This is a genomic window from Mobilitalea sibirica, assembly GCF_015999265.1.
Taxonomy (GTDB): Bacteria; Bacillota; Clostridia; order Lachnospirales; family Lachnospiraceae; genus Mobilitalea; species Mobilitalea sibirica.
Map to the genome: position 1 here is coordinate 45,925 of NZ_JAEAGR010000010.1, position 23,284 is coordinate 69,208.

Sequence of the window (23,284 nt, forward strand, 5' to 3'; positions counted from 1 at the left end):
CTTTCTTATAGGGGTAAAAAAATAGCCTATATATAAAGTTATAGAATCAGCCTCCAAAGACCTCCACACCCCAATAATCTTGATGGAAAGGTATGCGAGAAAATGCGTGAGAAGACTATAGAACAAAAACTTGTTGTAGCAGTTAAAGCCAAAGGTGGTATTTGCCCGAAGTTTACATCACCTAGCTTTTCGGGTATGCCGGATAGATTGATATTACTTCCGGGAGGAAAGCTTGGATTTGTGGAAGTGAAAGCACCTGGTGAGAAACAAAGACCGTTGCAGCTTACTAGACATAAGTTACTTTGTCAATTGGGATTTAAAGTATATGTGTTAGATTCGGTAGAAAAGATCGGAGGGATTATTGATGCAATACAATCCACATAGCTACCAGCAATATGCTATCGAATATATCAAAACACATCCCATTGCAGCAGTCCTTTTAGATATGGGTCTGGGAAAAACAAGTATTACTCTGACTGCAATAGTTGACTTGTTATTTGATTACTTCGAGATACACAAGGTTTTAGTGGTAGCACCGTTAAGAGTGGCAAGAAATACCTGGTCAGCAGAAATAGCCAAGTGGGAGCATCTACAGGATTTGAAGTACTCCATAGCAGTTGGAACAGAAGCCGACAGGCTTACGGCACTAAAAGCCAAAGCAGATATTTACATTATCAATCGTGAGAATCTTCAATGGCTGATTGAGAAAAGCAATCTTCCATTTGATTACGACATGGTTGTAATCGATGAGCTATCTTCATTTAAGAACTGGCAGTCAAAGAGATTTAGAGCTTTTATGAAGGTAAGACCAAAGATAAAAAGAGTAGTAGGACTCACAGGAACACCAAGTAGTAACGGTTTGATGGATTTGTTTGCTGAGTTCCGTGTGCTTGATATGGGTTTGCGTCTTGGAAGATTCATTACCCAGTTTCGTAATAACTACTTCAAGCCAGATAGAATGAGTGGTCAGATTGTTTATAGTTACAAACTATTGCCTGGAGCTGAGCAACGGATCTATGACAAAATATCGGATATTACGATTTCTATGAAATCCACCTACTATCTGCAGATGCCAGAACTAATTAATTCTAACTATTTAGTATATCTGGACCCAGAAGAACAGGATTTATACGATGATATGAAAAGAGATTTGATGCTTCCTTTTCGTGACGATGATGATATTACAGCAGCAAACGCGGCAGCACTTTCAGGGAAGCTTTGTCAAATGGCAAATGGGGCAGTGTATTCCGATACAAATGAAATCGTGTATATCCACGACAAAAAACTGGATGCTTTGGAGGATATTATTGAAGCAGCAAACAGTAAGCCAATCTTAGTGGCTTATTGGTTTCGACATGATTTGGAGCGTATCACAGAGAGGCTTAATAAATTAAAAGTAGAATTCACACAGCTGAATACAGACAAAAGTATCCAAAAATGGAATGCTGGTAAGCTTCCTGTAGCATTAATACATCCTGCGAGTGCCGGTCATGGCCTTAACCTCCAATCTGGTGGATCCACCATAGTCTGGTTTGGAATGACATGGTCCTTGGAATTGTATCAACAAACAATAGCAAGGTTGTGGAGACAAGGGCAGATAGAAAATACCGTTGTGGTGCAGCACATAGTTGCCGCTGGAACGATTGATGAGAGGATTTTAAAAGCATTGTCAGAAAAGAACAATACACAATCCGCATTAATCGATGCTGTAAAGGCTAATCTGCAAATCTGAGACAATCTGAGTAAATCCGAGGGAATAAAAATTCTAAAATCGGAGGTACTGTTTATGTACAAAAACAATAGTCAAGCTAAACCTTTTATAGTTGAAGATGGATTTTCCAATCTAGCAAATGCCATTATCATACAGGCAGTTAAGGACTACCGAGAAGCAATCCATTTCCTAAAACACCATCCACATACTCCTGATCTAGATACTGAGGAAGCGAAAAAGGATATTCGAAAGATTACTCTGCTAAATAATATCATTAAAAATGAAGGAGAGCGGGATGATGTAGAACGCTTTTTCCGTTCCGGTTGGTTTGGGGAGCTCACTGCTCTGGATGGTGATGTTCTATTAAAGCAGATTCGTGAAATGGAGGTGGGCTAATATGACTGCTTTAGATTTTCTTAGCCAAGCTTACCGACTTGATCTTCGCATTGATAGTAAGCTTGAACAGCTTGCTTCCTTAAATGAACTGGCAACAAAATGCACCACTACTATCAGCGGTATGCCTCGTAACCCCAACCATAACGTATCCTCTATGGCAAATGTAGTTGCAAAGATTGTGGATCTCCAAAGAGAAATTGATCGTGACATACATCAGTTAATGGACATTAAGCGGCAGATTGCTGCTAGTATCAAAGCAGTCGAAAATAAGGAATACCAGACCTTGCTTGAGCTTCGTTTTCTTTGCGGCTGTACATGGGAGGAAGTTGCTATCAAGATGGGTTATAGCATTCAGCATACTTATCGAATGCGTGATAGAGCACTAAAGAAGGTTGTTGTTAATGCAAGTGGAGAGTAAAGGAGAGTTGATGTTATTGCAGAATATAGTATAATGGTATTGTAGAAAGTATAGACACAGGCCACCGCAGGAGAGATCCTTGGTGGCTTTTGTTATGCCCAAAAATGAGGTGAAGCAAATGCCAAGGAAACCTAAGCGACCTTGTTCATATCCTAGCTGTCCTGAGTTAACTGATGGTCGCTTTTGTGAGGAGCATGCAAAGAAGGAAGCATCACGGTATGAAAAGTATGACCGTGACCCTGAAACAAGAAGGCGTTATGGTCGAGCCTGGAAGCGCATTCGAGATAGTTATATTGCAGCTCACCCTCTCTGTGAAGAGTGTAGGAAGAATGGAAGGCTGACACCAGCAAATGAGGTACATCATATCTTACCACTTTCAAAAGGTGGAACTCATGATAAAAGGAATCTGATGGCACTTTGTACTCCTTGTCATTCTACTATCACTGCAAGAGATGGGGATCGTTGGAGAACCCGGTAGGGGGATGAGAATCTCCACAGCTTTTCAATTGTGCAACGGGCGTGGGGCATCACGCAAAAAAAGTCCAGTTCAAACGGGGGATTAACCCCTGCAAGTCAAGAAAGGAGCAAAATGTGGCGAAAGACGGAACGAATAGAGGAGGTAGACGAGTTCGTGCAGGTGATAAGCCACTACCACTTTCTGATAAAATAGCAAGCGGCAAAGCAGCAAAGATTTTAGAGGTACCAGACCTACAGCCTGAAACCGTATTTAAGATTGATGAACCAGAGGGAGTCGTAGAATTGTACGGAGAAGATATGCCCGCTCCAAGTGATTACCTTAGTGCAAAGCAAAGGGATGGTAAGCCGTTAGGTGCAGATTTATTATACACGGAAACATGGAAATGGTTGAAAGAACGTGGGTGTGAGAAGTTCGTCAACCCTCGATTGATTGAAGCCTATGCTCAAGCATTTACACGTTATATCCAGTGTGAGGAAGCGATTAGTACATACGGACTTTTAGGAAAACATCCAACCACAGGTGGTGCTATAACAAGTCCATTTGTACAGATGAGCCAGTCGTTTCAAAAGCAGGCAAATCTCATATGGTATGAGATTTTTGATATTGTAAAGCAAAATTGCACCACATCATTTGTTGGAAATCCTCAAGACGATATTATGGAGGCTCTTTTATCAGGAAGAAAAGGTAGGTAACATATGACTCTTACTATGTTTTTAAAGCAACTAAAAATGCAAAGAGATAGATTAACAAAGCAACAATTTAAAACAATACGTGGGCAAGCAATTGCGGGAGATATTGTTGGTGCAAATAAAGGTCTTATAAAATTACTAAGCCGGGGGTGATTATTTTGGATAAAGAAAATAAGTTTACACAGGAAATGAAGCAAGTTGAAGTATCAAAACTTGTACCGTATGCAAATAATTCAAGAACCCATAGCAAAGAGCAAATAAAAAAAATACAATCAAGTCTTAGGGAGTTCGGTTTTGTGAATCCGATTTTGATTGATAGAAAATATAATATTATAGCTGGCCATGGTAGATTGTTAGCTGCGAAAGAAGATGGCTTAGAAACCGTGCCTTGCGTATTTGTAGACCATCTAACGGAAGCACAAAAGAAAGCCTACATTATTGCAGATAACAGGTTAGCTGAAGATGCAGGATGGGATAAAGATTTATTGGCCATTGAACTGGAAAGTTTACAGGAACTGGACTTTGATATCGACCTTTTAGGTTTCGATGCAGCTGAATTAAATACACTATTAAACTCTGCTGAAGATGTAAAAGAAGATAATTTTGATGTCGAAGAAGAGCTAAAGAAGCCTACATTCTCAAAGCAAGGTGATTTGTGGATTTTAGGTAGGCATCGTCTTTTATGTGGAGACAGTACAAAATCAGAAACATATGAAAAATTGATGGATGGTAAGAAGGCAAATCTAATCGTTACCGATCCTCCGTATAATACGAACTATGAAGGCACTGCAGGAAAGATACAAAATGATAATCTTTCGTCAGATGCCTTTTTTAATTTCCTTTTTGATAGTTTTAGCAATATGGCAAAGGTTATTGCTAATGATGGTTCCATTTATGTGTTCCATGCCGATACAGAAGGACTTAACTTTAGAAAAGCGTTCTCTGATGCAGGATTTTATTTAAGTGGTACCTGCATATGGAAAAAACAAAGTCTTGTTTTAGGAAGAAGTCCATACCAATGGCAGCATGAACCAATTCTCTTTGGATGGAAGAAAAAAGGGAAACATCAATGGTACTCCGATCGAAAGCAAACGACTATCTGGGAATTTGACAGGCCGAGTAAAAATGCGGATCATCCAACGATGAAACCAGTAGCACTTATAGCTTATCCAATTGGAAATTCCAGTTTAACTAACTCAATCGTTCTTGACCCCTTCGGAGGCTCTGGAAGCACACTTATTGCTTGTGAGCAGATTGATCGTATCTGCTATATGGTTGAGTTAGATGAAAAGTATTGTGATGTTATTGTCAATCGATATATTGAGCAAGTCGGTAATTCAGATGGTGTACTTCTTCTAAGAGATGGTATCGAGTATAGGTACCATGATATATCGGAGGTGACTACCAATGAGTGAAGAATGGAAGCCTATATTAGGCTTTGATAATGAATACCATGTAAGTGATAAAGGCAGGGTATTTAGTTTACGAAATAACACTGTGCTCCAACCAAAAAAGACAAAAAAAGGATATTATAGAGTAAGCCTTTCTGCAAATGGAATAAGAAAAGACTGTATGATTCATAGGCTCGTGGCTGAAGCTTTCATTCCCAACCCAGTAAAAAAGTTAACAGTGAATCATATTAACGAAAATAAACAAGATAATTGTATTGAAAATTTAGAATGGGCAACTCAAGCGGAACAAAATATTCATGGTACAAGAATTGCTCGTGTTATAGAAAATACAGATTATAAAGCAAGAAATATAGACTATAAAGTCGTTGCAGCAAAACATGATTACAATCAAATTAATAGAAAACAAATGAAACCCGTGCTTCAGTATGATAAGCATGGGATTTTTATTGCTCGTCACGAGGGGGTAGCTGCAGCATCGAGAAGTATTGGAGTAAATGCAGGGCATATTTGTTGCTGTCTCAAAGGGAGGAGGATTAGTTGTGGTGGATATCAGTGGAAATATGCATAAACAATTAACACTATGTTCTCTTTTTGATGGGAGTGGAGGCTTTAGTCTTGGAGCAATTTTATCTGGCATTAAGCCAATTAGTTGTTCAGAAATTGAACCATTCCCTATTAGAGTTACCTCAAAGCGAATGCCATGGATAAAGCACTTAGGAGATATTAGCATTATTAACGGGGCCGATATAGAACCAGTTGATATTATAACGTTTGGCTCACCCTGCACCGATATGAGTGTGGCAGGGAAAAGAGCTGGGCTGGACGGAGAACAATCCGTCCTTTTTTATGAAGCGATACGGGTTATTAAGGAAATGAGGTGCAAAACGAATGGACAATATCCAAGATTTATCGTGTGGGAAAATGTCCCCGGAGCATTCTCCTCAAATAAAGGAGAGGATTTTAGGGCAGTCCTCGAAAGCATCGCAGGGATTAAAGATGAAACCATATCTATTCCTAGGTCTGACAAATGGCTTAATGCAGGAGAAATCGTGGGAGAAGATTACTCCATCGCCTGGAGAGTGTTTGATGCGCAATACTGGGGAGTACCCCAACGAAGAAAACGTATCTACCTTGTCGCAGATTTTACAAGTAGGAGTGCCGGAAAAATATTATTTGAGTCCAAAGGCTTGTCAGGGTATTCTTCGCAGAGCATCAAGCCGTGGAAAGGAATTACCATTAATGTTAATGATGGCACTGGAGAAACAGGCACAATCTGTCTAAATGACCAAGGTGGGAATCGCATGGATATAACAGAGGACATGACTTGCACCCTTCGAGCTAAATCAAACCACCCTCCACTTGTATTTGAAAATCACTCGCAGGATAGTCGCTATGTGGGACCACTTAAAACAGCTCAGACCGTTCTTGCTACGTTTGGTACGGGTGGCAATAATCAGCCTTTTGTAATGGAAACACCAAAGACATTAAAAATACGGTGTGGCTGTGAAGGTGGAGGTAAAGGAGCCTTAATACAAGATAATAAATCTGCTACGATTTCTTGTAATAACGATCAAACCTTATTCGTTCCTACTGCTTATGGAATTTGTTCTAAGGATAGCAACTCAATGAAATCTGATAATCCTCACAGTGGTATCTATAAGGCAGAGACCTCACGTACGGTGGATTGCAACGGTGGAAATCCATCCTGTAATCAAGGTGGTATTGCTGTGGTTGCTTTGCAAGGATCGATGATTGGGAGAAAAGATTGTAATGGACCACGTGGGGAAGGTATGAGCGAGGACATTTCTTTCACATTAAATACCGTGGATAAGCATGCTGTAGTCTATGCCATTGATAGAGAAACCTTTAATTGTGGTCAGAACTTTGCAAGAAACTTAGGTATACACAATGAAGGAATCGCTTCAACACTAAATGCGCAGGGACCGAGTGCAATAGCAACTCCAACCTATTCATCCAGTAAGGCATCCTTCTTTACCAGTGTAGAAACAGAGCTTGCAAATACACTTGTGGCTACAGATTATAAGGACCCACCTTTGATTAATGTTGTAAAGACAGCATCTGGCAAAGAAGTGTTTGGAACAATTGCTGCCAGTATGGGTTCGAAGCAGTGGCTTGGTAATCAGGAAGCCTTCAGTGGCGATTATCATATTGTAGAGCCTGAGTATATTGTAAGAAGGCTGACACCTACAGAATGTGCGAGACTTCAAGGATTCCCTGATTGGTGGTGTAGTGATCTTGAAACAAAAGACCCTACGGAAGAAGAAATTGCTTTTTGGATGGATGTCTTTGAAACACATAGAAGAATAATAGGGAAAGCTAAGAAACCAAAAAGTAGAAAGCAAATTATCAAATGGTTGCAACGTCCTCACTCGGATTCAGCGGAATATAAAATGTGGGGCAATGGTGTTGCTCTTCCTAATGTAGTATTTGTGCTTTCAGGTATTGATTATTACACACAAAATAATAATGACTAATTCCACATTATTAACTTGCAATTATGTGCCTTTAGAGTGATATATGTAAGTGCAAAAAACAAGGAGGATTACATGATGGAAGTTAAATACAACGCCATAGGTAAAGAAAGAAAATCATTAGTCACGGCTATTTGTGATATCACAGGATTAAAATCAAAATACAAAGGAATGCCAACCTATGCATATGAAATTGATTATTTCACAGTAGACAAGGAAGGTACACTTATTTTTGATGATAGGGCAGATAGTAATGAGATTGAAATATTGCTTGAGAAACTTGGTGAAAAAGGCTTTGTGGCGGAAATAACCGAAGAATCAAACAATGCTACCAATACTACAGAAGAAGCGCCACAAAGCGAAACTGTGGGACTTACAGTGGCAATGCCTGCAACCTACTTTGATGAAGGCACCATGGAAAACCTACAGCACATCATCGAGGCAAAAGGAAACCTTATCAAAAAGGCACTTGGAATAGATAGCCTTCCGATTCACAAGGATGATGAGAAGGTTTCTTTCCCTTGGTTCTCATTCATGCCTAATGATAGTGATATGGTTGCAGCCTACACACACTTCATTTACAGCATTTGTGAAATGGCAAGAACCCAAAAACGCATCAGTGCGAAAGGGAAGGCGGTAGACAATGAAAAATATGCATTCCGCTGTTTCCTGCTTCGCTTAGGCTTTATTGGTGACGAATACAAAAAAGAACGCAAAATTCTACTGCAGAACCTTTCGGGTTCATCCGCTTTCAAAGGAGGTGTCAAGAATGAGATTTTCAAGTAGAGAAGAAGTTGAAAGAATTCGAAAACAGTATCCTATCGGTATTATGGTAGAGCTAGTGCAGATGGATGATCCACAAGCACCACCAATCGGAACAAAAGGGATTGTTCATGCGGTTGATGATGTTGGAAACTTAATTATGAAATGGGAGAATGGATCAAGGCTGAATGTAATAATAGGTGAGGATATTGTGACAATTATTCCTGCCGTAACAACTATCTGTTATGGCAGAAAGGACACTTGGAAGACAAGAACCGAGGCAGAAGAGTTCTTCCTTAAAGCTATGATGCTGAGCGAAGGCAGTGAACGGGAACGATACACCAAGATTTATACAGAATTGAAAATGGGAATGATAATCTGCATCGACGAGGAGGAGTCATGATGGAAAAGACAATAAAAAAGCAAATTTTAGCTATAAGGGATACAGGTGAAACAAATATGTTTGACATTCCTGTTGTTATCGACATTGCGGAACGTGATGGGTATTATGAATTGATTGATTATCTATCGGAACATAGAGATGATTATGTCCGCTTCATTCTTACGGGTGAAGTCAGAGAATAAAATAGCTTACATTTTTGGAAGGGAATCCTGTTATGGGGTTCCTTTTTCAGTGTTCACTGGGAGGTGGCGGCGATACGAAAACTAAAGACATACAAGCCGACCATCTTCAAAGCAGATGGTTCGGTTTATAATCAGGATTCGGCAGATACAGCAGTAGCCTTTATAAATTGTTTAAAACACACTAAAGGAGAGTGGTACGGTCAGTCATTTGAATTGATTGACTGGCAGGAACAGATTATTCGAGATTTGTTTGGTGTTATCAAGCCGAATGGTTACCGTCAATTTAATACTGCTTATATTGAAATTGCTAAAAAGCAAGGAAAGTCAGAACTTGCGGCAGCAGTAGCATTACTGCTTACTTGTGGTGATTATGAGCATGGTGGAGAGGTATATGGCTGTGCTTCTGACCGTCAGCAAGCCTCAATTGTTTTTGATGTGGCAGTGGAAATGGTAGAGCAGTGTCCGGCACTAAAAGCTAGAATAAAACCTGTACTTTCTCAAAAAAGATTAATGTATAAACCACTTGGGAGTTTCTATCAGGTTCTTTCTGCTGAAGCATATACAAAGCATGGTTTAAATGTTCATGGAGTAGTATTTGATGAGCTACACGCTCAGCCAAACCGACAACTTTTCGATGTTATGACTCACGGTTCTGGAGATGCAAGAAAGCAACCACTATATTTTCTAATTACTACTGCTGGAAACGATCAGCATTCAATATGCTATGAAGTACACCAAAAGGCAAAGGATATTCTAGAAGGGCGAAAGGTTGACCCTACATTCTACCCAGTCATTTATGGTGCAAATGAAGATGAAGACTGGACAGATCCGAAGGTATGGGCGAAAGCCAACCCCTCAATGGGTATTACTGTAGATATAGAAAAGATACAAATCGCTTGTGAGAGTGCAAAACAAAACCCTGCGGAAGAAAACCTATTTAGGCAGCTTCGTCTAAACCAATGGGTGAAACAATCAGTACGTTGGATGCCTATGGAAAAATGGGATAAATGTTCATTTGCAGTAGATCCTGAAAGCCTTAAAGGTAGACAATGCTATGGTGGGTTGGACTTATCATCAACTACGGATATAACAGCATTTGTTCTTGTCTTTCCACCAGAGTATGAGGACGATAAGTATATCGTTCTTCCTTATTTTTGGATACCAGAGGATAGCCTTGAATTAAGAGTGAGGCGAGACCATGTACCTTATGACATATGGGAAAAACAAGGTTTTTTAAAGACAACAGAAGGAAATGTAGTGCACTATAGCTACATTGAAAATTTTATAGAAGAGTTAAGCCTGAAATATAACATTCGAGAAATTGCCTTCGACCGTTGGGGTGCAGTTCAGATGGTGCAGAACCTAGAAGGTCTAGGATTAACAGTTGTGCCATTCGGTCAAGGATTTAAAGATATGTCACCACCAACGAAAGAATTGATGAAGTTAACTTTGGAAGGGAAATTTGCTCACGGAGGGCACCCGGTACTTCGATGGATGATGGACAATATATTTATTAGAACTGATCCTGCTGGTAATATCAAACCAGATAAGGAAAAGAGTACAGAAAAGATAGATGGCGCGGTTGCAACAATTATGGCTCTTGATAGAGCCATCCGCCTTGGTGGAACCAGTAATTCTGTTTATGATAATCGCGGGTTAATTGTATTCTAATTATTCGGAGGTGATGCTTATGAGTTTATTAAAAGGAATGTTCAAATCAAGAGATAAACCACAAAATCGTGTGGGTAGTTCGTTTTCATTCTTATTTGGTGGAACAACAGCTGGTAAAACGGTTAATGAGCGAACTGCCATGCAGACAACGGCAGTATATGCATGTGTAAGAATACTAGCCGAAGCTGTAGCAGGACTTCCACTACACGTATATAGATATCGTTCGGACGGAGGAAAAGAAAGAATACCTTTCCATCCGTTGTATCACCTTCTTCATGATGAACCAAATCCAGAGATGACTTCATTCGTGTTTCGAGAAACACTTATGAGTCATCTTTTACTTTGGGGTAATGCTTACGCACAGGTAGTTCGAAACGGGCGTGGGCAGGCGATTGCACTTTACCCTCTGTTACCAAGCAAAATGGATGTTAGCCGAGCATCAAATGGAGAGTTAGTATACAAATATTATCGTGATGTTGAAGAGAGCAGTAATAATCCAAAAGGTGGCTATGTCACACTCCGGAAAGATGAAGTTCTACACATCCCTGGTCTTGGTTTTGATGGTCTTATCGGCTATAGTCCCATAGCAATGGCTAAGAACGCGATCGGAATATCACTAGCCACGGAGGAATATGGAGCAGCATTCTTTGCTAATGGTGCTAATCCCGGCGGAGTATTGGAGCACCCTGGTGTAATTAAAGACATACAACGAGTCAAAGATAGCTGGAATAGTGCATACCAAGGAAGTGGAAATGCTCATAAGGTTGCTGTATTGGAAGAAGGCATGAAGTTTCAAGCCATAGGTATCCCACCTGAGCAGGCACAATTTCTTGAAACACGGAAGTTCCAGATTAATGAGATTGCAAGGATATTCAGGGTGCCTCCTCATATGATAGGTGACCTTGAGAAATCAAGTTTTTCCAATATAGAGCAACAGTCACTGGAATTCGTAAAATACACCCTTGATCCTTGGGTGGTCCGCTGGGAACAGGCATTACAGCAGTCACTACTTTTGCCTTCCGAGAAATCATCACTGTTTATTAAGTTTAATGTGGACGGTCTTCTTAGAGGCGATTATCAGAGTCGTATGACAGGTTATGCCACGGGTATTCAGAACGGATACTACTCAGTCAATGATGTAAGAAGCCTTGAGGATTTGAATATGCTGTCAGACGAGGACGGTGGTAATTTACATTTTGTTAATGGAAATATGGTAAAACTTGCGGATGTCGGAGCAGCATATCAGAAAAACACAGGAGGTGGCGATGTATAGCCAATATGAAATGAGAAGTGACTACATGGTTGGGTATCTGAAGTCTGGACAGGAATTTCTGTTTGATGTTAATGACTTTGAAACGATACAACAGTACAAATGGGTTTTTGATAATGGTTATGTACGTATGTCTCCTACCCATGGAAAACGTGTTTTTCTACACAATTTTCTGTTGGGTTCAGGACGTGGAGATGAGGGTTTGTTCGTTGATCACATCAACCACGATAAACTTGATAACCGTAGATGTAACCTTCGAGTTGCCACAAAATCACAAAACGGTATGAATCGTTCCCTACAAGCTAACAGCACGACAGGCTTCATTGGAGTAAGTTATATGCCACAAAGAGGTAAATACAGAGCAAGAATAAAGAAAGACGGTCGAGAGCAGCATCTCGGCCTTTTTATTACTGCGGAGCAAGCAGCAATTGCCTATGACAGTGCAGCCATACGGCTTCATGGCACATTCGCTTATACAAATTTTGAAAGGAGGCAAATAGCCAATGAGAAAATTTTGGAACTGGGTGCGAGATGAAGCCACCGAGGATCGTACTCTTTATCTTAACGGAGAAATATCTGACGAGACTTGGTGGGGTGACGAAGTAACACCTAAAATATTCAAGGATGAGTTAATGGCTGGCTCTGGAAATGTCACGGTATGGATTAACTCACCCGGTGGTGATGTATTTGCCGCTGCACAGATCTATAACATGCTAATGGATTATGTAGGAAGTGTAACCGTAAAGATTGATGGTCTGGCAGCAAGTGCGGCATCGGTCATTGCTATGGCTGGTGGTGATGTATATATGTCCCCGGTATCCATGCTTATGATCCATAATCCTTCGACCATAGCCATCGGAGACAGCGAGGAAATGCTCCGTGCCAAAGCTTTGTTGGATGAGGTGAAGGAAAGCATCATCAATGCATATGAACTGAAGTCTGGGTTAACCCGAACTAAAATCTCCCACCTTATGGATGCAGAAACATGGATGAACGCAAACAAAGCCATTGAGCTTGGTTTTGCTGACAAAATCATGTTTACGGAAGATGAAGAGCATATCCCAATCGATACAGGGCAAGGGCTTATATTTTCCCGTGCGGCTGTATGTAACTCGCTACTTGGGAAAATTCCTAAAAAGCAAAAACAGAAAATAGGAACCCCAATAGAGTCGCTGGATAAGCGGCTTTCTTTAATTTCTCACTAATTTAAAGGAGGAAATACAATGAGTAAAATTCTTGAATTGCGCGAAAAGCGCGCTAAGGCATGGGATGCAGCAAAAGCATTCCTTGATACGAAACGTGGCGGTGATGGATTGTTATCCGCTGAAGACACTGCAACTTATGAAAAGATGGAAGCAGACGTTGTGGCTCTTGGTAAGGAAATCGAGCGTTTGGAACGTCAAGCATCTATCGACCTAGAACTGTCGAAAGCAACCAGTAACCCTATTATGAATCAGCCAACAAGAACGGGAGAGGAAAAGACCGGCCGTGCAAGTGCTGAATACAAAAAGGCATTTTGGAACGCTATGCGTGATAAGGTCAGTTATGATGTAAAAAATTCTTTGACGATTGGTACCGATTCTGAGGGTGGATACCTTGTACCGGATGAATTCGAGCGAACCCTAGTGGAAGCACTAGAAGAAGAGAATATCTTCCGTAGACTTGCTAATGTTATCACGACATCTTCCGGTGATCGAAAAATCCCAGTTGTTGCAAGCAAAGGAACTGCAAGCTGGGTAGATGAAGAAGGAGCAATTCCTGAGAGCGATGATAGCTTTGGTCAGGTATCCATTGGTGCTTATAAACTGGCAACCATGATTAAAGTTTCTGAAGAATTGCTAAACGATTCTGTGTTTAATCTTGAAAGCTATATTACAAGAGAGTTCGCACGTCGTATTGGTAACAAGGAGGAGGAAGCCTTCTTCGTTGGTGATGGAACAGGTAAGCCAACAGGCATTCTAAATGCAACAGGAGGCGGTCAAGTCGGTGTTACTACAGCTGGAGCAATAGCTATCAATCTGGACGAAATGTTAGATCTGTTCTACAGTTTGAAAGCACCATATCGTAATAAGGCTGTGTTTGTAATGAACGATGCTACGGTTAAAGCCATCCGTAAATTGAAAGACGGAAACGGACAGTATCTATGGCAACCTTCCATACAATCAGGAACACCAGATACCATTCTAAACCGTCCTCTTTACACCTCTGCATATGTGCCTACTATTGAAGCAGCAGCAAAGACCGTAATATTTGGTGACTTCAGCTATTACTGGGTGGCTGATCGTCAAGGAAGAGTATTCAAAAGATTAAATGAACTCTTTGCCGTTACAGGTCAAGTAGGATTTATTGCTACTCAACGTGTTGATGGCAAGCTTATCTTACCAGAGGCTGTTAAGGTGCTCCAGCAGAAAGCGTAATGGAGGTGCGATATGAGTTATAACACGAAGAACTACATGGAACAAGGCGGCGAGAAATTAGTAATTGGTGGAACATTAGAAATCTTAGAGGGAGCTTCAGTAACAGGGCTCCCTATTGCTGAAAATCAAGCGGACAGCACAGCCACTGATGTCGCTGGGGTGGTTACGGATTTCAATGCCTTGCTAGTCAAATTAAAAGCTGCAGGACTAATGGAGGCTGACTAAAGGAGGTTGGTGATATGGCAGTTGCAGACAATCTCTTGCCTAAGGTCAAGGCGAACTTAATCCTAACGCATGACCAAGATGATGATCTCCTTATTGGTTTTATCACTGCAGCATTGTCATATGCCCAGAGTTATCAGCACGTCTCTGAAAGCTATTATGAAACCAATACCATGCCACCTACAACAGAACAAGCAGTGATAATGCTGTCGAGCCATTTCTATGAAAGTAGGGATGGTTCGACGGCTGGTTTCTTCGCTGATAGTGTACAGGCGGGTCAACAAGTATGGAACACAGTGAACTTACTTTTACGTCTTGACAGAGAGTGGGGTGTATAGCATGAGCTTTGGAAAGATGAATACCTTTATTGATATTATCAGCACCGTGCCAATTAAAGATAAGGAAGGCTTTTCTATAAAGGGAGATGACATACTTGCTAGTGTACGTGCTTATAAGGAAGATCGTCACAGCAGTGAACGGTGGACAAATATGGCTTCATTTTCTACTGCCTCTTGCCTATTTCGGTTTAGGAAAATTTCTGGTCTTAAGGTTACAACAGAAATGGTCATAGTCTGTGATGACGGTAGATATCAAATTTTAAGTGTAGAAGATGTAAGAAGCCGTGGGATGTATATTGAGGTTTTAACTGAAAAGATAGAACCAACTGTGAGGTGATGGATATGGCAAGAGTAAATATCAAGATGCCAGAAGAATTTCTTTTAAAGGTATCCAGGTTATCTGACCAGACTGATGTAATTCTACCTAAAGTTTTAGAGGTTGGTGGTGAAGTGGTTCTGGCTAAAGTCAAAGGTAATCTTAGTAAAGCAATCGGCAGGGATACTAAATATTCATCAAGAAGCACTGGTGAACTGCTATCCTCATTGGGTCTTTCTGGTGCAAAGCAGGATAGAGGCGGCAACTTCAATGTGAAAGTTGGTTTTGCAGAGCCACGATCAGATGGAGAAAGTAATGCTAAAATTGCTAGTATCATTGAATACGGAAAGCATGGTCAGCCTGCAAAACCCTTCTTGAAACCAGCGAGAACTACATCTAGAAAGGCTTGTATGAATACTATGATAGCCAAGCTAGAGGAGGAGATTAGTAAGATATGAATATTTTAGAAGAACTGAATACCCTCATAACCGCTATACCACTCCCCGTTGAAACCGGGGTCTTTTCAGGTTTAGCACCGGATGAGTATGCTGTGATACTTCCTCTTTCAGACATCTTCGAAGTCCATGCGGATAATCGTCCAGGATTTGATGTGCAGGAAGCTAGGATATCTCTGTTCTCAAAAATTAATTACTTAGAACGGAGAAGGCAGCTTACACAAGCTTTACTAGATGCAGACATCACGGTGACAGAACGTCGGTATATTGGTCACGAGGACGATACCGGATATCACCATTATGCCATCGATGTGGCAAAAAACTATAGATTGGAGGAGTAAAATATGGCAACAATCGGTCTTGATAGATTGTACTATTCAAAAATAACTGAGGATACAAATGGTGAAGAAACCTATGCTGTACCTTCAGTTCTTGCAAAAGCTATTACTGCCGAACTCTCGGTGGAGTTGGTAGAAGCAATTTTATATGCGGATGATGGTGCGGCCGAGGTCGTGAAGGACTTTAACAGTGGCACACTCACTCTTGGTGTAGATGACGTTGGTCCAACTGTAGCGGCAGATTTAACTGGTGCGACTACAGACGACAACGGAGTATTAATCTCAGCAAGTGAGAACGTGGGAACCCCTGTCGCGGTAGGATTTCGTGCTCAAAAGGCCAATGGCACATACCGATATTTTTGGCTATACAAAGTGATATTTGGATTACCAGCAACCAACTTACAGACAAAAGCAGATACCATCACATTCTCTACACCCACGATTGAAGGAACGGTAATGAGAAGAAACAAGCTGGACGGTATGGGAAAACATCCATGGAAAGCAGAGGTCACAGAAGGTGATGCAGGTGTTTCTTCTGCAATTATAACAGGTTGGTTTACGGAAGTTTATGAACCAGTATATACACCTGAACCGTAGGAGGGAAAATGATGGAGAATGAGAGAAGTGCAGCTATCAATATTGGTGGAAAAGAGTATGAACTTATATTAACTACACGTGCTACAAAGGCGATTGCTGGTCGATACGGTGGACTTGAAAATCTTGGTGAAAAGCTGATGAAGTCTGAAAACTTTGAGATGGCACTGGATGAGATTATATGGTTAATTACAATACTTGCAAACCAGTCTATCTTAATTCAGAATCTCAGAAACAAGAATTCGCCAGAAGATTTGCTAACCGAGGAAGAGGTAGAAATCCTAACCACACCATTTGATCTGGCAGAATATAAAAACGCAATCACAGAAGCCATGTTTAAAGGTACGAAACGTAATGTGGAAAGTGAAGAAGAAACATCAAAAAACGTGGAAGTCGGGTAACAGACACTGAAGTCTTTACCCGGCTTTTTTACTATGGAACAGTTCAGATGGGCATGAATGCAGAGGAATTCTGGCTCATGCCAATTGGACTGTTTTTTGATTTATGGACCTGTCATAAGCAATGGCACGGAATCGAGAAACCAAGAAGAACTCGAACGATTGATGATATTATTCCACCAGGTATATAAGGGGAGGTGATGGCATGGCAGACAATTTTGGATTAAAGATAGGCGTTGAGGGAGAGCGTGAATTTAAGAAGGCACTTTCTGAAATCAATCAATCCTTTAAGGTTCTAGGAAGTGAAATGTCTTTAGTAACCAGTCAGTTTGATAAAAACGATAAATCCATACAGTCGGTCACTGCCCGGAATGCGGTTCTGAATAAAGAAATTGATGCACAGAAAGATAAAATTTCTACCCTTAAGGCTGCTCTTGATAATGCCACTACCTCGTTTGGTGAAAATGATCGTCGTACCCAAAACTGGCAGATACAACTAAATAAGGCTCAGGCAGAACTAAATGGCATGGAGCGTGAATTAGAGCAGTCTACAGTCGAAGCGGATAATCTTGGAGATGAACTTGAAGACTCGGGCAAAAGTGCAGAAGATGCTGGTGGTAAGTTTGATAAGCTCGGTGGCATACTGACTGGTATTGGTGTAGCAATGGGTACAGTTGCTGTTGCAGCTGGAGCTGCTGCAATTAAGTTAGGTAAAGAAGTAGTAACCCAATTTGGTGAGTTGGAGCAAAACCTTGGTGGCTCAGAAGCAGTTTTCGGTAAACACGCTGCTGCGATTCAGAAAAGCGGAGAGGAAGCCTATAAGAACCTCGGTGTCTCCCAAAGCGAGTATCTTGCGACTGCCAACAAAATGGGTGCATTATTCCAAGGTTCCGGAATCGAACAACAGAAAAGCTTAGAGCTTACTGAAAAAGCAATGCAACGTGCTGCTGATATGGCATCCGTTATGGGTATCGATATGTCTTCTGCTATGGAAGCGGTCACTGGTGCGGCAAAAGGCAACTTTACCATGATGGATAATTTAGGTGTTGCGATGAACGCTACAAACATTGAAGCCTATGCTCTCTCAAAGGGGTTGGATTTCACATGGAAAACTGCAACGCAAGCAGAAAAAGCTGAAGTTGCAATGCAGATGTTCTTTGAAAATACAGAGCAGTATGCTGGAAACTTTGCGAGAGAGTCAACGGAGACAATAACGGGTTCTATTGGATTGTTACAAGCTTCACTTGGCTCATTTACTGCTGGACTTGGTAATGCAAATGCGGATATGACAAATCTGACTGAAAATCTCGTTGATGCGTTCCAAGCTGTTGTCGCTAACATCGTGCCAGTTTTAGAAAATATCGTAATCGCATTACCGACAGCAACAGGTGCGATTCTAGAAGCGGTTGCAGATTTACTTCCTATGCTTCTTGAAACTGTCACAAGTATATTCACGCAGGTATTAGAAACAGTTTTGAACCTCTTACCTGAACTAATTCCGGCAGCGGTTACTGCTCTTATGACGATTGTAGGAGCGTTAATTGAAAATCTTCCGTTACTCATAAGTGCAGCAATACAGCTGGTAACTGCGCTTGTGGAGGGTATTAGCATCGCCTTACCCCAACTTATACCCGCAGCAGTTTCTGCTGTTATACAGATTGTTCAAGGACTGATTGATAACTTACCTCTGATCCTAGATGCGGCTTTGCAACTAATATTAGGGTTAGCACAAGGCTTAGTGGAAGCTATACCACAGCTTATTTTAGCTTTACCAACCATTATCTCAGCAGTAGTGGATTTTTTAATCGAAGCTATTCCCCAGATTATTGATGCCGGTATTCAGTTATTGACTTCATTAGTAACAGCACTCCCTACGATCATTGATGCAATATTAAAAGCAATTCCAGAAATCATCGACAATATTATTAATGCAGTTATTGATTCCATTCCAATGATTATCGATGCGGGCATCCGTCTTTTAATATCGTTAATTCAAGCATTACCACAGATTATTACGACAGTTGTAGCTGCGATTCCAAAGATTGTAACCTCATTAGTAGGTGCAATTGTTGATAACATCGACCAGATCATTCTTGCAGGCGTTCAGTTGTTTATAGCTCTGATTGAAAATCTTCCACAGATTATTGTGGAAGTAGTAAAAGCAGTACCGCAGATCATCAAAGGACTTATTAATGCATTCTCTGATTATATAAGTGATATGTCCGATATGGGTGGTGATCTAATTAAAGGACTATGGCAGGGGATATCAGATGCGGGAGCGTGGCTATGGGATAAGATATCTGGATTTTTTGGAAACGTAGTTTCAAAAATTAAAAACTTCTTTGGCATTTCATCCCCATCAACATTATTTGCAGGACTTGGACGCAATATGGGTGAAGGTATTGGTGTCGGATTTGAAGATGCGATGGAGACCGTATCAAGAGATATGCAGAATGTGATACCAACAAGTTTTGATATGAATTACAGAAATATGGTAGGACAGGGTGGTGTAAATGCCGCTGGTGCAGGCATCACACAAAACATATCCGTTGTTACACCTAAGGCTTTGTCTGAAAAGGAATTGTCCAGGGAATTTAAAAACCTATCACGTAAATTGTTACTAGAATTATAAGGAGAGGATGGCTATGGAAGTTACCTATATTAACTCGAGTGGTGAAAGCATCACGCTAAATCAAAGCCGCCCATTTTTCATTACCAAGATAGACGGTACAGGAAACATACGCCAGACCGTTAATACCTTCAAGGCACCGGAACAGGACGGTGCTTTTTATGTGTCATCTACGATGGATATGCGAAACATTATATTAGAGGGTACGATTATAGCAAATACATCGAATGAAGCATATGAGCTGCGTAAAAGCTTCCTAAGATTATTCAGCCCTAAGAAGTCGGGAGTTATTAGATATCGTGAGAGACAAATTTCCTGTGTTGTTGAGGAGGCTGTATTATCAGTCTCCTCAAGAGAGAGGATACCAAAGTTCTTTATAAGCCTACTATGTCCAAACCCTTTCTTTGAAACCTTGGATGATGTATGGCATGACCTTGCTTCTTGGGAGCCTTTGCTAGAGTTTGAATTAGAGATACCGGAGGAAGGCATCGAGTTTGGGATGAGACAGCCAAGTCAGATCATTGCAGTGGATAATTTCGGAGATGTACCTTGTGGTTGTGAAGTTATATTTAGAGCATTAGGGCCAGTTACTAATCCAGAGCTTCTACTTATGGATACTGGTGAGTATATAAGAATTCTTACAACAATGAATAATGGGGATGAATATCATATATACACTCACTTTGCTGAAAAAAGAGTAATAAGCATCATAAATGGTACAGAAAGCAACGCCTTTTATTTATTAGATACATCCTCTAATTTCTTTCAGTTAGAACCCGGCATGAATAATCTTCGCTATGATGCATCGGCGAACTTGGAATTATTGGATGTTATCATAAATTTCCGTCCACAGTTTTTGGGGGTGTAGCATATGGAGTTATACGTATTTAATCAACATCGAGCCTTAATCGGAATTGTAGAGTCATTTGAATACCTACGATGGACTAGACGTTACTCCCAGTGCGGGTCGTTTGAATTAAAGGCCAATGCATCCACTGAAAATGCAGCATTACTTCAGGTGGGAAATTATATCTGGAAGAACGATGATGAGGAAATTGGATTAATCGAGTTTCAACAACTATCTCAAACAGATAGCGAGATCATTATAGTTAGTGGAAGGTTTGCGACAATACTGTTAGGACGAAGAATTATCTGGAATACGGAGAGGCTGAATGGTGACTTATCAGCTTGTATAGGACAATTAATAAACAACAATGTCATATCACCATCTGATCCTGATAGGCAAATAACAGATATTAGTTTTTCGTCACCTAATCTAGATATCCCAGTGAAACAGCAAGTGTCGTATACCAACCTTTTAGATAAAATACAGGAACTATGCACAGCAACATCCGTTGGAATCAAAACTATCTTTTCACCAGAGTCTGGTCACTTAACGGTCACCTTGTATATGGGAACATCATCTCAAGCTGTGTTTTCAAAGGAATATGATAACTTACTGGATCAAACATTAACAAAAAACACAGCAACTTATGCCAATACAGCTAAGATTGGAGGAGAGGGAGAAGGTGAGAATGGTCGTATTTTTGAGTATATCTATAACGGCGCTGGGGAAGAACGAAGAGAAGTATTTGTAGATGCGAAGGATCTTCGTGTTGCAGATTTTCCAACGGACTATGATGAGGCATTAATCCTTCGTGGTTTGGCAAGACTCTCAGAGTTTTCCATGTCTCATTCCTTTGATGTGATTGTCAATAACCATAGTAACTTAACCTATAAGACGGATTATGATCTCGGTCAGGTGGTACAGGTTATTTCAAAAAAGTGGGGAGTTACGATGACAGCCCGTATTGAAGAAGTGGAAGAAAGCTATGATGCAGAAGGACAGAGCATTAATGTAACCTTTGGAAAGGCTGAGCTTACAATTGCACAAAAACTTAAATCTGAATTTAGCCAAGTACGAACATCTCTTGGAGCTCCGACAGGCCTTACTGAAATGCTCGGTGAATCAAATGAGTGGACTGATCTTCAAAAATTCTCAGGTGGTGTCATGATTAGTTCTGCTAGACTTGCTGCAAATACATCAACAGCAGGAGGTAATGACCCAACGCTGGCAAAATACTACCATGTTGCAAGGGTTGTCATTAATGGTTCATTTAATCGTATTGCCTTTAAGTTCGATTATATTGGTACTGGAACAACTCCCAAAATGGGTACCATTGAAGGATATGTTTATTCTACATCATCTTTCTCGACCATATCCATTCAATCCTTTGTGCAAGCTTATACAAGAGATAAAAGTCCATTTTTACCGACTGATATCAAAGTAGTTAAGTCCGCAAGTTCTACTAAAACAATATGGGATATCTATGTTTGGTTATCAGACTATGGCACGGCATATGTAAATGGATTATATGCACTTACTGAATCAGGAAATCTTTTAGCTGACCCCAGAAATGGAGACCTACTTCTTGTGGCTAACCTGCCTATTGTATCAAGTACATTCACTTATGAAGGTGAGAATTTTACGGTAACAGCTATTGATAATGGAGTTGTAAGAACATCTACTTATAGCGAGAAAGGTGAGTTTAATTCGATACAGTTACCGAATCGAGATATAAGTCTTACGTCGTCCGATAATCCGTTACAGATCGGTGTATCTGGTGGAGTAAATATGGTCTTTGGCGGTAATGAGATTATGACACGAAATAACGGATTGTCATCGCCCATGTATTTAAATCTAGAGGGAGGTCCCGTTTGTGTTAATGGAGACGCTACCACAGGTATTATTTATGGTGGAGATACTGGGTGGCAGTTTGTACAGGATGCAGAATTTCAGAATGGTTTTACAGCTTATATAGGAGGAACAGCACAGCGGCCTAGATACCGAAGAGTTGGACGGGTGGTGCATTTATTTGGTGCATGTTCTCCGCCTACTGGTGCTACCATAAACTCGGCTTCAGCGACGAGTATGTTCACATTGCCAGTAGGGTTCAGGCCAAATTATGATTTTCGTACCTTATGTCAAGGCTCAAGTACGAATAAGTGGCTGTTTGTAGTAGGTGAAAACGGACAATGTACTGCAGCACGTTATGGTACTAACGAGTATGCTTCGAACATCACAGGTAATGAGTGGCTTCCGTTTAACGTATGTTTTTTAGCTGATCCGAGCTAACATATATTAATGAAGGAGGGTTTTGTTATGGAAAAGAGTGGATTTTTCAACTCTTCGAACGGTGACCGGATTTACGATGCCACTGATTTTGCTACCTATTTTGGCAGCTTAGTTTCGAATGGCATATTTTATAAGGATACTACAAATCTGCAAGTGACTCCAGGTTCTGGAATGGCAGTAAATATAGCAGTTGGAAGTGGTTGGATTAACGGATATCATTATGAGAATACAGCAGTGCTTAGCAAGACACTAGAAACTGCAAATGGTTCCTTCCCAAGGATTGATCGAATTGTTATGCGATGGAGCTTTCTTGAAAGGAATATCGTTGTAGCAGTTCTGACTGGGACAGCAACCGCCTCATCAAGTGCTCCTGCTCTAACACGTAACACGGATGTCTATGAATTGTGCCTTGCAGAGGTATTGGTTCCGCAGGCAGCTACGTCTATAACTATAGGAAATATCACGGATACGAGATTGAATTCTACTTTATGCGGAACAGTGAATTCACTAGTTACAGCAGTGTATGAGTGAGGTGAGTAAGCATGGCAAATTACCAA

Annotated in this window: 29 protein-coding genes; all 29 read left to right on the forward strand. The window is 40.7% G+C overall.

Annotated features, from left to right (window positions below):
- Positions 1 to 102: 102 nt before the first annotated feature.
- Positions 103 to 384 (forward strand): VRR-NUC domain-containing protein, encoded by a 282-nt coding sequence (locus tag I5677_RS10360; RefSeq protein ID WP_197661518.1) that lies wholly within the window; start codon positions 103 to 105, stop codon positions 382 to 384.
- A complete protein-coding gene (locus tag I5677_RS10365) occupies positions 365 to 1,732 on the forward strand; it encodes a DEAD/DEAH box helicase (RefSeq protein ID WP_197661519.1) in 1,368 nt (455 codons plus the stop codon). Before I5677_RS10360 ends, I5677_RS10365 begins: the two co-directional genes overlap by 20 nt.
- A 54-nt stretch (positions 1,733 to 1,786) precedes the next feature.
- On the forward strand, positions 1,787 to 2,107 hold the full coding sequence (locus I5677_RS10370; RefSeq protein WP_197661520.1) for a hypothetical protein: 321 nt from the start codon (positions 1,787 to 1,789) through the stop codon (positions 2,105 to 2,107).
- A 1-nt stretch (position 2,108) separates the two neighbouring features.
- Entirely contained in the window at positions 2,109 to 2,525 is a 417-nt protein-coding gene (locus tag I5677_RS10375; protein WP_197661521.1) for a DUF1492 domain-containing protein, read from the forward strand.
- A 118-nt stretch (positions 2,526 to 2,643) separates the two neighbouring features.
- On the forward strand, positions 2,644 to 3,003 hold the full coding sequence (locus I5677_RS10380; RefSeq protein WP_097015283.1) for an HNH endonuclease: 360 nt from the start codon (positions 2,644 to 2,646) through the stop codon (positions 3,001 to 3,003).
- A 113-nt stretch (positions 3,004 to 3,116) separates the two neighbouring features.
- Entirely contained in the window at positions 3,117 to 3,695 is a 579-nt protein-coding gene (locus tag I5677_RS10385) for a P27 family phage terminase small subunit (RefSeq protein WP_197661522.1), read from the forward strand.
- 185 nt (positions 3,696 to 3,880) lie between these two features.
- A complete protein-coding gene (locus tag I5677_RS10390) occupies positions 3,881 to 5,107 on the forward strand; it encodes a site-specific DNA-methyltransferase (RefSeq protein ID WP_197661597.1) in 1,227 nt (408 codons plus the stop codon).
- Positions 5,100 to 5,672, forward strand: coding sequence for an NUMOD4 domain-containing protein (locus I5677_RS10395; RefSeq protein ID WP_097015252.1), 573 nt, complete (start codon positions 5,100 to 5,102; stop codon positions 5,670 to 5,672). Before I5677_RS10390 ends, I5677_RS10395 begins: the two co-directional genes overlap by 8 nt.
- A complete protein-coding gene (locus I5677_RS10400) occupies positions 5,665 to 7,599 on the forward strand; it encodes a DNA cytosine methyltransferase (RefSeq protein WP_197661598.1) in 1,935 nt (644 codons plus the stop codon). The genes I5677_RS10395 and I5677_RS10400 overlap by 8 nt, the downstream gene beginning before the upstream one ends.
- Positions 7,600 to 7,671: 72 nt before the next feature.
- Entirely contained in the window at positions 7,672 to 8,382 is a 711-nt protein-coding gene (locus I5677_RS10405; RefSeq protein WP_330617899.1) for a virulence protein, read from the forward strand.
- On the forward strand, positions 8,366 to 8,761 hold the full coding sequence (locus I5677_RS10410) for a DUF4314 domain-containing protein (protein ID WP_197661523.1): 396 nt from the start codon (positions 8,366 to 8,368) through the stop codon (positions 8,759 to 8,761). The genes I5677_RS10405 and I5677_RS10410 overlap by 17 nt, the downstream gene beginning before the upstream one ends.
- The gene (locus I5677_RS10415) at positions 8,761 to 8,943 is read left to right on the forward strand and encodes a DUF5049 domain-containing protein (protein ID WP_197661524.1); all 183 of its coding nucleotides are present in this window, start codon (positions 8,761 to 8,763) and stop codon (positions 8,941 to 8,943) included. The genes I5677_RS10410 and I5677_RS10415 overlap by 1 nt, the downstream gene beginning before the upstream one ends.
- 72 nt (positions 8,944 to 9,015) lie before the next feature.
- A complete protein-coding gene (locus I5677_RS10420; RefSeq protein WP_197661600.1) occupies positions 9,016 to 10,614 on the forward strand; it encodes a terminase large subunit in 1,599 nt (532 codons plus the stop codon).
- Between the two features lie 13 nt (positions 10,615 to 10,627).
- Positions 10,628 to 11,887 carry a phage portal protein gene (locus I5677_RS10425; protein ID WP_456299358.1) on the forward strand — a complete coding sequence of 420 codons (1,260 nt, stop codon included), beginning with the start codon at positions 10,628 to 10,630 and terminating at the stop codon, positions 11,885 to 11,887.
- The gene (locus I5677_RS10430) at positions 11,880 to 12,419 is read left to right on the forward strand and encodes an HNH endonuclease (RefSeq protein ID WP_197661526.1); all 540 of its coding nucleotides are present in this window, start codon (positions 11,880 to 11,882) and stop codon (positions 12,417 to 12,419) included. The genes I5677_RS10425 and I5677_RS10430 overlap by 8 nt, the downstream gene beginning before the upstream one ends.
- Positions 12,388 to 13,089, forward strand: coding sequence for a head maturation protease, ClpP-related (locus I5677_RS10435; RefSeq protein WP_197661527.1), 702 nt, complete (start codon positions 12,388 to 12,390; stop codon positions 13,087 to 13,089). Before I5677_RS10430 ends, I5677_RS10435 begins: the two co-directional genes overlap by 32 nt.
- Positions 13,090 to 13,107: 18 nt before the next feature.
- Complete coding sequence (locus I5677_RS10440; RefSeq protein ID WP_197661528.1) at positions 13,108 to 14,301, forward strand: phage major capsid protein; 1,194 nt, start codon at positions 13,108 to 13,110, stop codon at positions 14,299 to 14,301.
- 12 nt (positions 14,302 to 14,313) lie between these two features.
- Positions 14,314 to 14,526 carry a head fiber protein gene (locus I5677_RS10445; RefSeq protein WP_097015245.1) on the forward strand — a complete coding sequence of 71 codons (213 nt, stop codon included), beginning with the start codon at positions 14,314 to 14,316 and terminating at the stop codon, positions 14,524 to 14,526.
- 14 nt (positions 14,527 to 14,540) lie between these two features.
- A complete protein-coding gene (locus I5677_RS10450; RefSeq protein ID WP_197661529.1) occupies positions 14,541 to 14,861 on the forward strand; it encodes a head-tail connector protein in 321 nt (106 codons plus the stop codon).
- Position 14,862: 1 nt separating this feature from the next.
- Complete coding sequence (locus tag I5677_RS10455) at positions 14,863 to 15,198, forward strand: head-tail adaptor protein (RefSeq protein WP_161839480.1); 336 nt, start codon at positions 14,863 to 14,865, stop codon at positions 15,196 to 15,198.
- 5 nt (positions 15,199 to 15,203) lie between these two features.
- Positions 15,204 to 15,635 (forward strand): HK97 gp10 family phage protein, encoded by a 432-nt coding sequence (locus I5677_RS10460; RefSeq protein WP_197661530.1) that lies wholly within the window; start codon positions 15,204 to 15,206, stop codon positions 15,633 to 15,635.
- Positions 15,632 to 15,973: a hypothetical protein gene (locus tag I5677_RS10465; protein WP_197661531.1), complete on the forward strand. Its 342-nt coding sequence runs from the start codon at positions 15,632 to 15,634 to the stop codon at positions 15,971 to 15,973. Before I5677_RS10460 ends, I5677_RS10465 begins: the two co-directional genes overlap by 4 nt.
- Positions 15,974 to 15,976: 3 nt before the next feature.
- Positions 15,977 to 16,567, forward strand: a complete 591-nt coding sequence (locus I5677_RS10470) for a major tail protein (protein WP_197661532.1) — start codon at positions 15,977 to 15,979, stop codon at positions 16,565 to 16,567.
- A gap of 8 nt (positions 16,568 to 16,575) precedes the next feature.
- The gene (locus tag I5677_RS10475) at positions 16,576 to 16,965 is read left to right on the forward strand and encodes a hypothetical protein (protein WP_456299359.1); all 390 of its coding nucleotides are present in this window, start codon (positions 16,576 to 16,578) and stop codon (positions 16,963 to 16,965) included.
- Between the two features lie 47 nt (positions 16,966 to 17,012).
- Positions 17,013 to 17,153 carry a hypothetical protein gene (locus I5677_RS10480; RefSeq protein ID WP_197661533.1) on the forward strand — a complete coding sequence of 47 codons (141 nt, stop codon included), beginning with the start codon at positions 17,013 to 17,015 and terminating at the stop codon, positions 17,151 to 17,153.
- Between the two features lie 14 nt (positions 17,154 to 17,167).
- Entirely contained in the window at positions 17,168 to 19,594 is a 2,427-nt protein-coding gene (locus tag I5677_RS10485; RefSeq protein WP_197661534.1) for a phage tail protein, read from the forward strand.
- 13 nt (positions 19,595 to 19,607) lie between these two features.
- Positions 19,608 to 20,459 carry a phage tail family protein gene (locus I5677_RS10490; protein WP_197661535.1) on the forward strand — a complete coding sequence of 284 codons (852 nt, stop codon included), beginning with the start codon at positions 19,608 to 19,610 and terminating at the stop codon, positions 20,457 to 20,459.
- Between the two features lie 3 nt (positions 20,460 to 20,462).
- Positions 20,463 to 22,727 (forward strand): siphovirus ReqiPepy6 Gp37-like family protein, encoded by a 2,265-nt coding sequence (locus I5677_RS10495; protein WP_197661536.1) that lies wholly within the window; start codon positions 20,463 to 20,465, stop codon positions 22,725 to 22,727.
- Positions 22,728 to 22,754: 27 nt separating this feature from the next.
- Positions 22,755 to 23,258, forward strand: coding sequence for a hypothetical protein (locus tag I5677_RS10500; protein ID WP_197661537.1), 504 nt, complete (start codon positions 22,755 to 22,757; stop codon positions 23,256 to 23,258).
- The last annotated feature ends 26 nt before the right edge of the window (positions 23,259 to 23,284 follow it).

Bases quoted from the DNA above. Each gene is read 5' to 3' on its own strand.
- I5677_RS10495 (WP_197661536.1), top strand. From the start codon at position 20,463: ATGGAGTTATACGTATTTAATCAACATCGAGCCTTAATCGGAATTGTA.
- I5677_RS10470 (WP_197661532.1), top strand. From the start codon at position 15,977: ATGGCAACAATCGGTCTTGATAGATTGTACTATTCAAAAATAACTGAG.
- I5677_RS10450 (WP_197661529.1), top strand. From the start codon at position 14,541: ATGGCAGTTGCAGACAATCTCTTGCCTAAGGTCAAGGCGAACTTAATC.
- I5677_RS10480 (WP_197661533.1), top strand. From the start codon at position 17,013: ATGGGCATGAATGCAGAGGAATTCTGGCTCATGCCAATTGGACTGTTT.
- I5677_RS10415 (WP_197661524.1), top strand. From the start codon at position 8,761: ATGGAAAAGACAATAAAAAAGCAAATTTTAGCTATAAGGGATACAGGT.
- I5677_RS10485 (WP_197661534.1), top strand. From the start codon at position 17,168: ATGGCAGACAATTTTGGATTAAAGATAGGCGTTGAGGGAGAGCGTGAA.
- I5677_RS10435 (WP_197661527.1), top strand. From the start codon at position 12,388: ATGAGAAAATTTTGGAACTGGGTGCGAGATGAAGCCACCGAGGATCGT.
- I5677_RS10465 (WP_197661531.1), top strand. From the start codon at position 15,632: ATGAATATTTTAGAAGAACTGAATACCCTCATAACCGCTATACCACTC.
- I5677_RS10490 (WP_197661535.1), top strand. From the start codon at position 19,608: ATGGAAGTTACCTATATTAACTCGAGTGGTGAAAGCATCACGCTAAAT.
- I5677_RS10500 (WP_197661537.1), top strand. From the start codon at position 22,755: ATGGAAAAGAGTGGATTTTTCAACTCTTCGAACGGTGACCGGATTTAC.
- I5677_RS10390 (WP_197661597.1), top strand. From the start codon at position 3,881: ATGAAGCAAGTTGAAGTATCAAAACTTGTACCGTATGCAAATAATTCA.
- I5677_RS10375 (WP_197661521.1), top strand. From the start codon at position 2,109: ATGACTGCTTTAGATTTTCTTAGCCAAGCTTACCGACTTGATCTTCGC.
- I5677_RS10445 (WP_097015245.1), top strand. From the start codon at position 14,314: ATGAGTTATAACACGAAGAACTACATGGAACAAGGCGGCGAGAAATTA.
- I5677_RS10370 (WP_197661520.1), top strand. From the start codon at position 1,787: ATGTACAAAAACAATAGTCAAGCTAAACCTTTTATAGTTGAAGATGGA.
- I5677_RS10430 (WP_197661526.1), top strand. From the start codon at position 11,880: ATGTATAGCCAATATGAAATGAGAAGTGACTACATGGTTGGGTATCTG.
- I5677_RS10380 (WP_097015283.1), top strand. From the start codon at position 2,644: ATGCCAAGGAAACCTAAGCGACCTTGTTCATATCCTAGCTGTCCTGAG.
- I5677_RS10455 (WP_161839480.1), top strand. From the start codon at position 14,863: ATGAGCTTTGGAAAGATGAATACCTTTATTGATATTATCAGCACCGTG.
- I5677_RS10475 (WP_456299359.1), top strand. From the start codon at position 16,576: ATGATGGAGAATGAGAGAAGTGCAGCTATCAATATTGGTGGAAAAGAG.
- I5677_RS10410 (WP_197661523.1), top strand. From the start codon at position 8,366: ATGAGATTTTCAAGTAGAGAAGAAGTTGAAAGAATTCGAAAACAGTAT.
- I5677_RS10460 (WP_197661530.1), top strand. From the start codon at position 15,204: ATGGCAAGAGTAAATATCAAGATGCCAGAAGAATTTCTTTTAAAGGTA.
- I5677_RS10365 (WP_197661519.1), top strand. From the start codon at position 365: ATGCAATACAATCCACATAGCTACCAGCAATATGCTATCGAATATATC.
- I5677_RS10405 (WP_330617899.1), top strand. From the start codon at position 7,672: ATGATGGAAGTTAAATACAACGCCATAGGTAAAGAAAGAAAATCATTA.
- I5677_RS10440 (WP_197661528.1), top strand. From the start codon at position 13,108: ATGAGTAAAATTCTTGAATTGCGCGAAAAGCGCGCTAAGGCATGGGAT.
- I5677_RS10400 (WP_197661598.1), top strand. From the start codon at position 5,665: ATGCATAAACAATTAACACTATGTTCTCTTTTTGATGGGAGTGGAGGC.
- I5677_RS10425 (WP_456299358.1), top strand. From the start codon at position 10,628: ATGCTTATGAGTTTATTAAAAGGAATGTTCAAATCAAGAGATAAACCA.
- I5677_RS10395 (WP_097015252.1), top strand. From the start codon at position 5,100: ATGAGTGAAGAATGGAAGCCTATATTAGGCTTTGATAATGAATACCAT.
- I5677_RS10360 (WP_197661518.1), top strand. From the start codon at position 103: ATGCGTGAGAAGACTATAGAACAAAAACTTGTTGTAGCAGTTAAAGCC.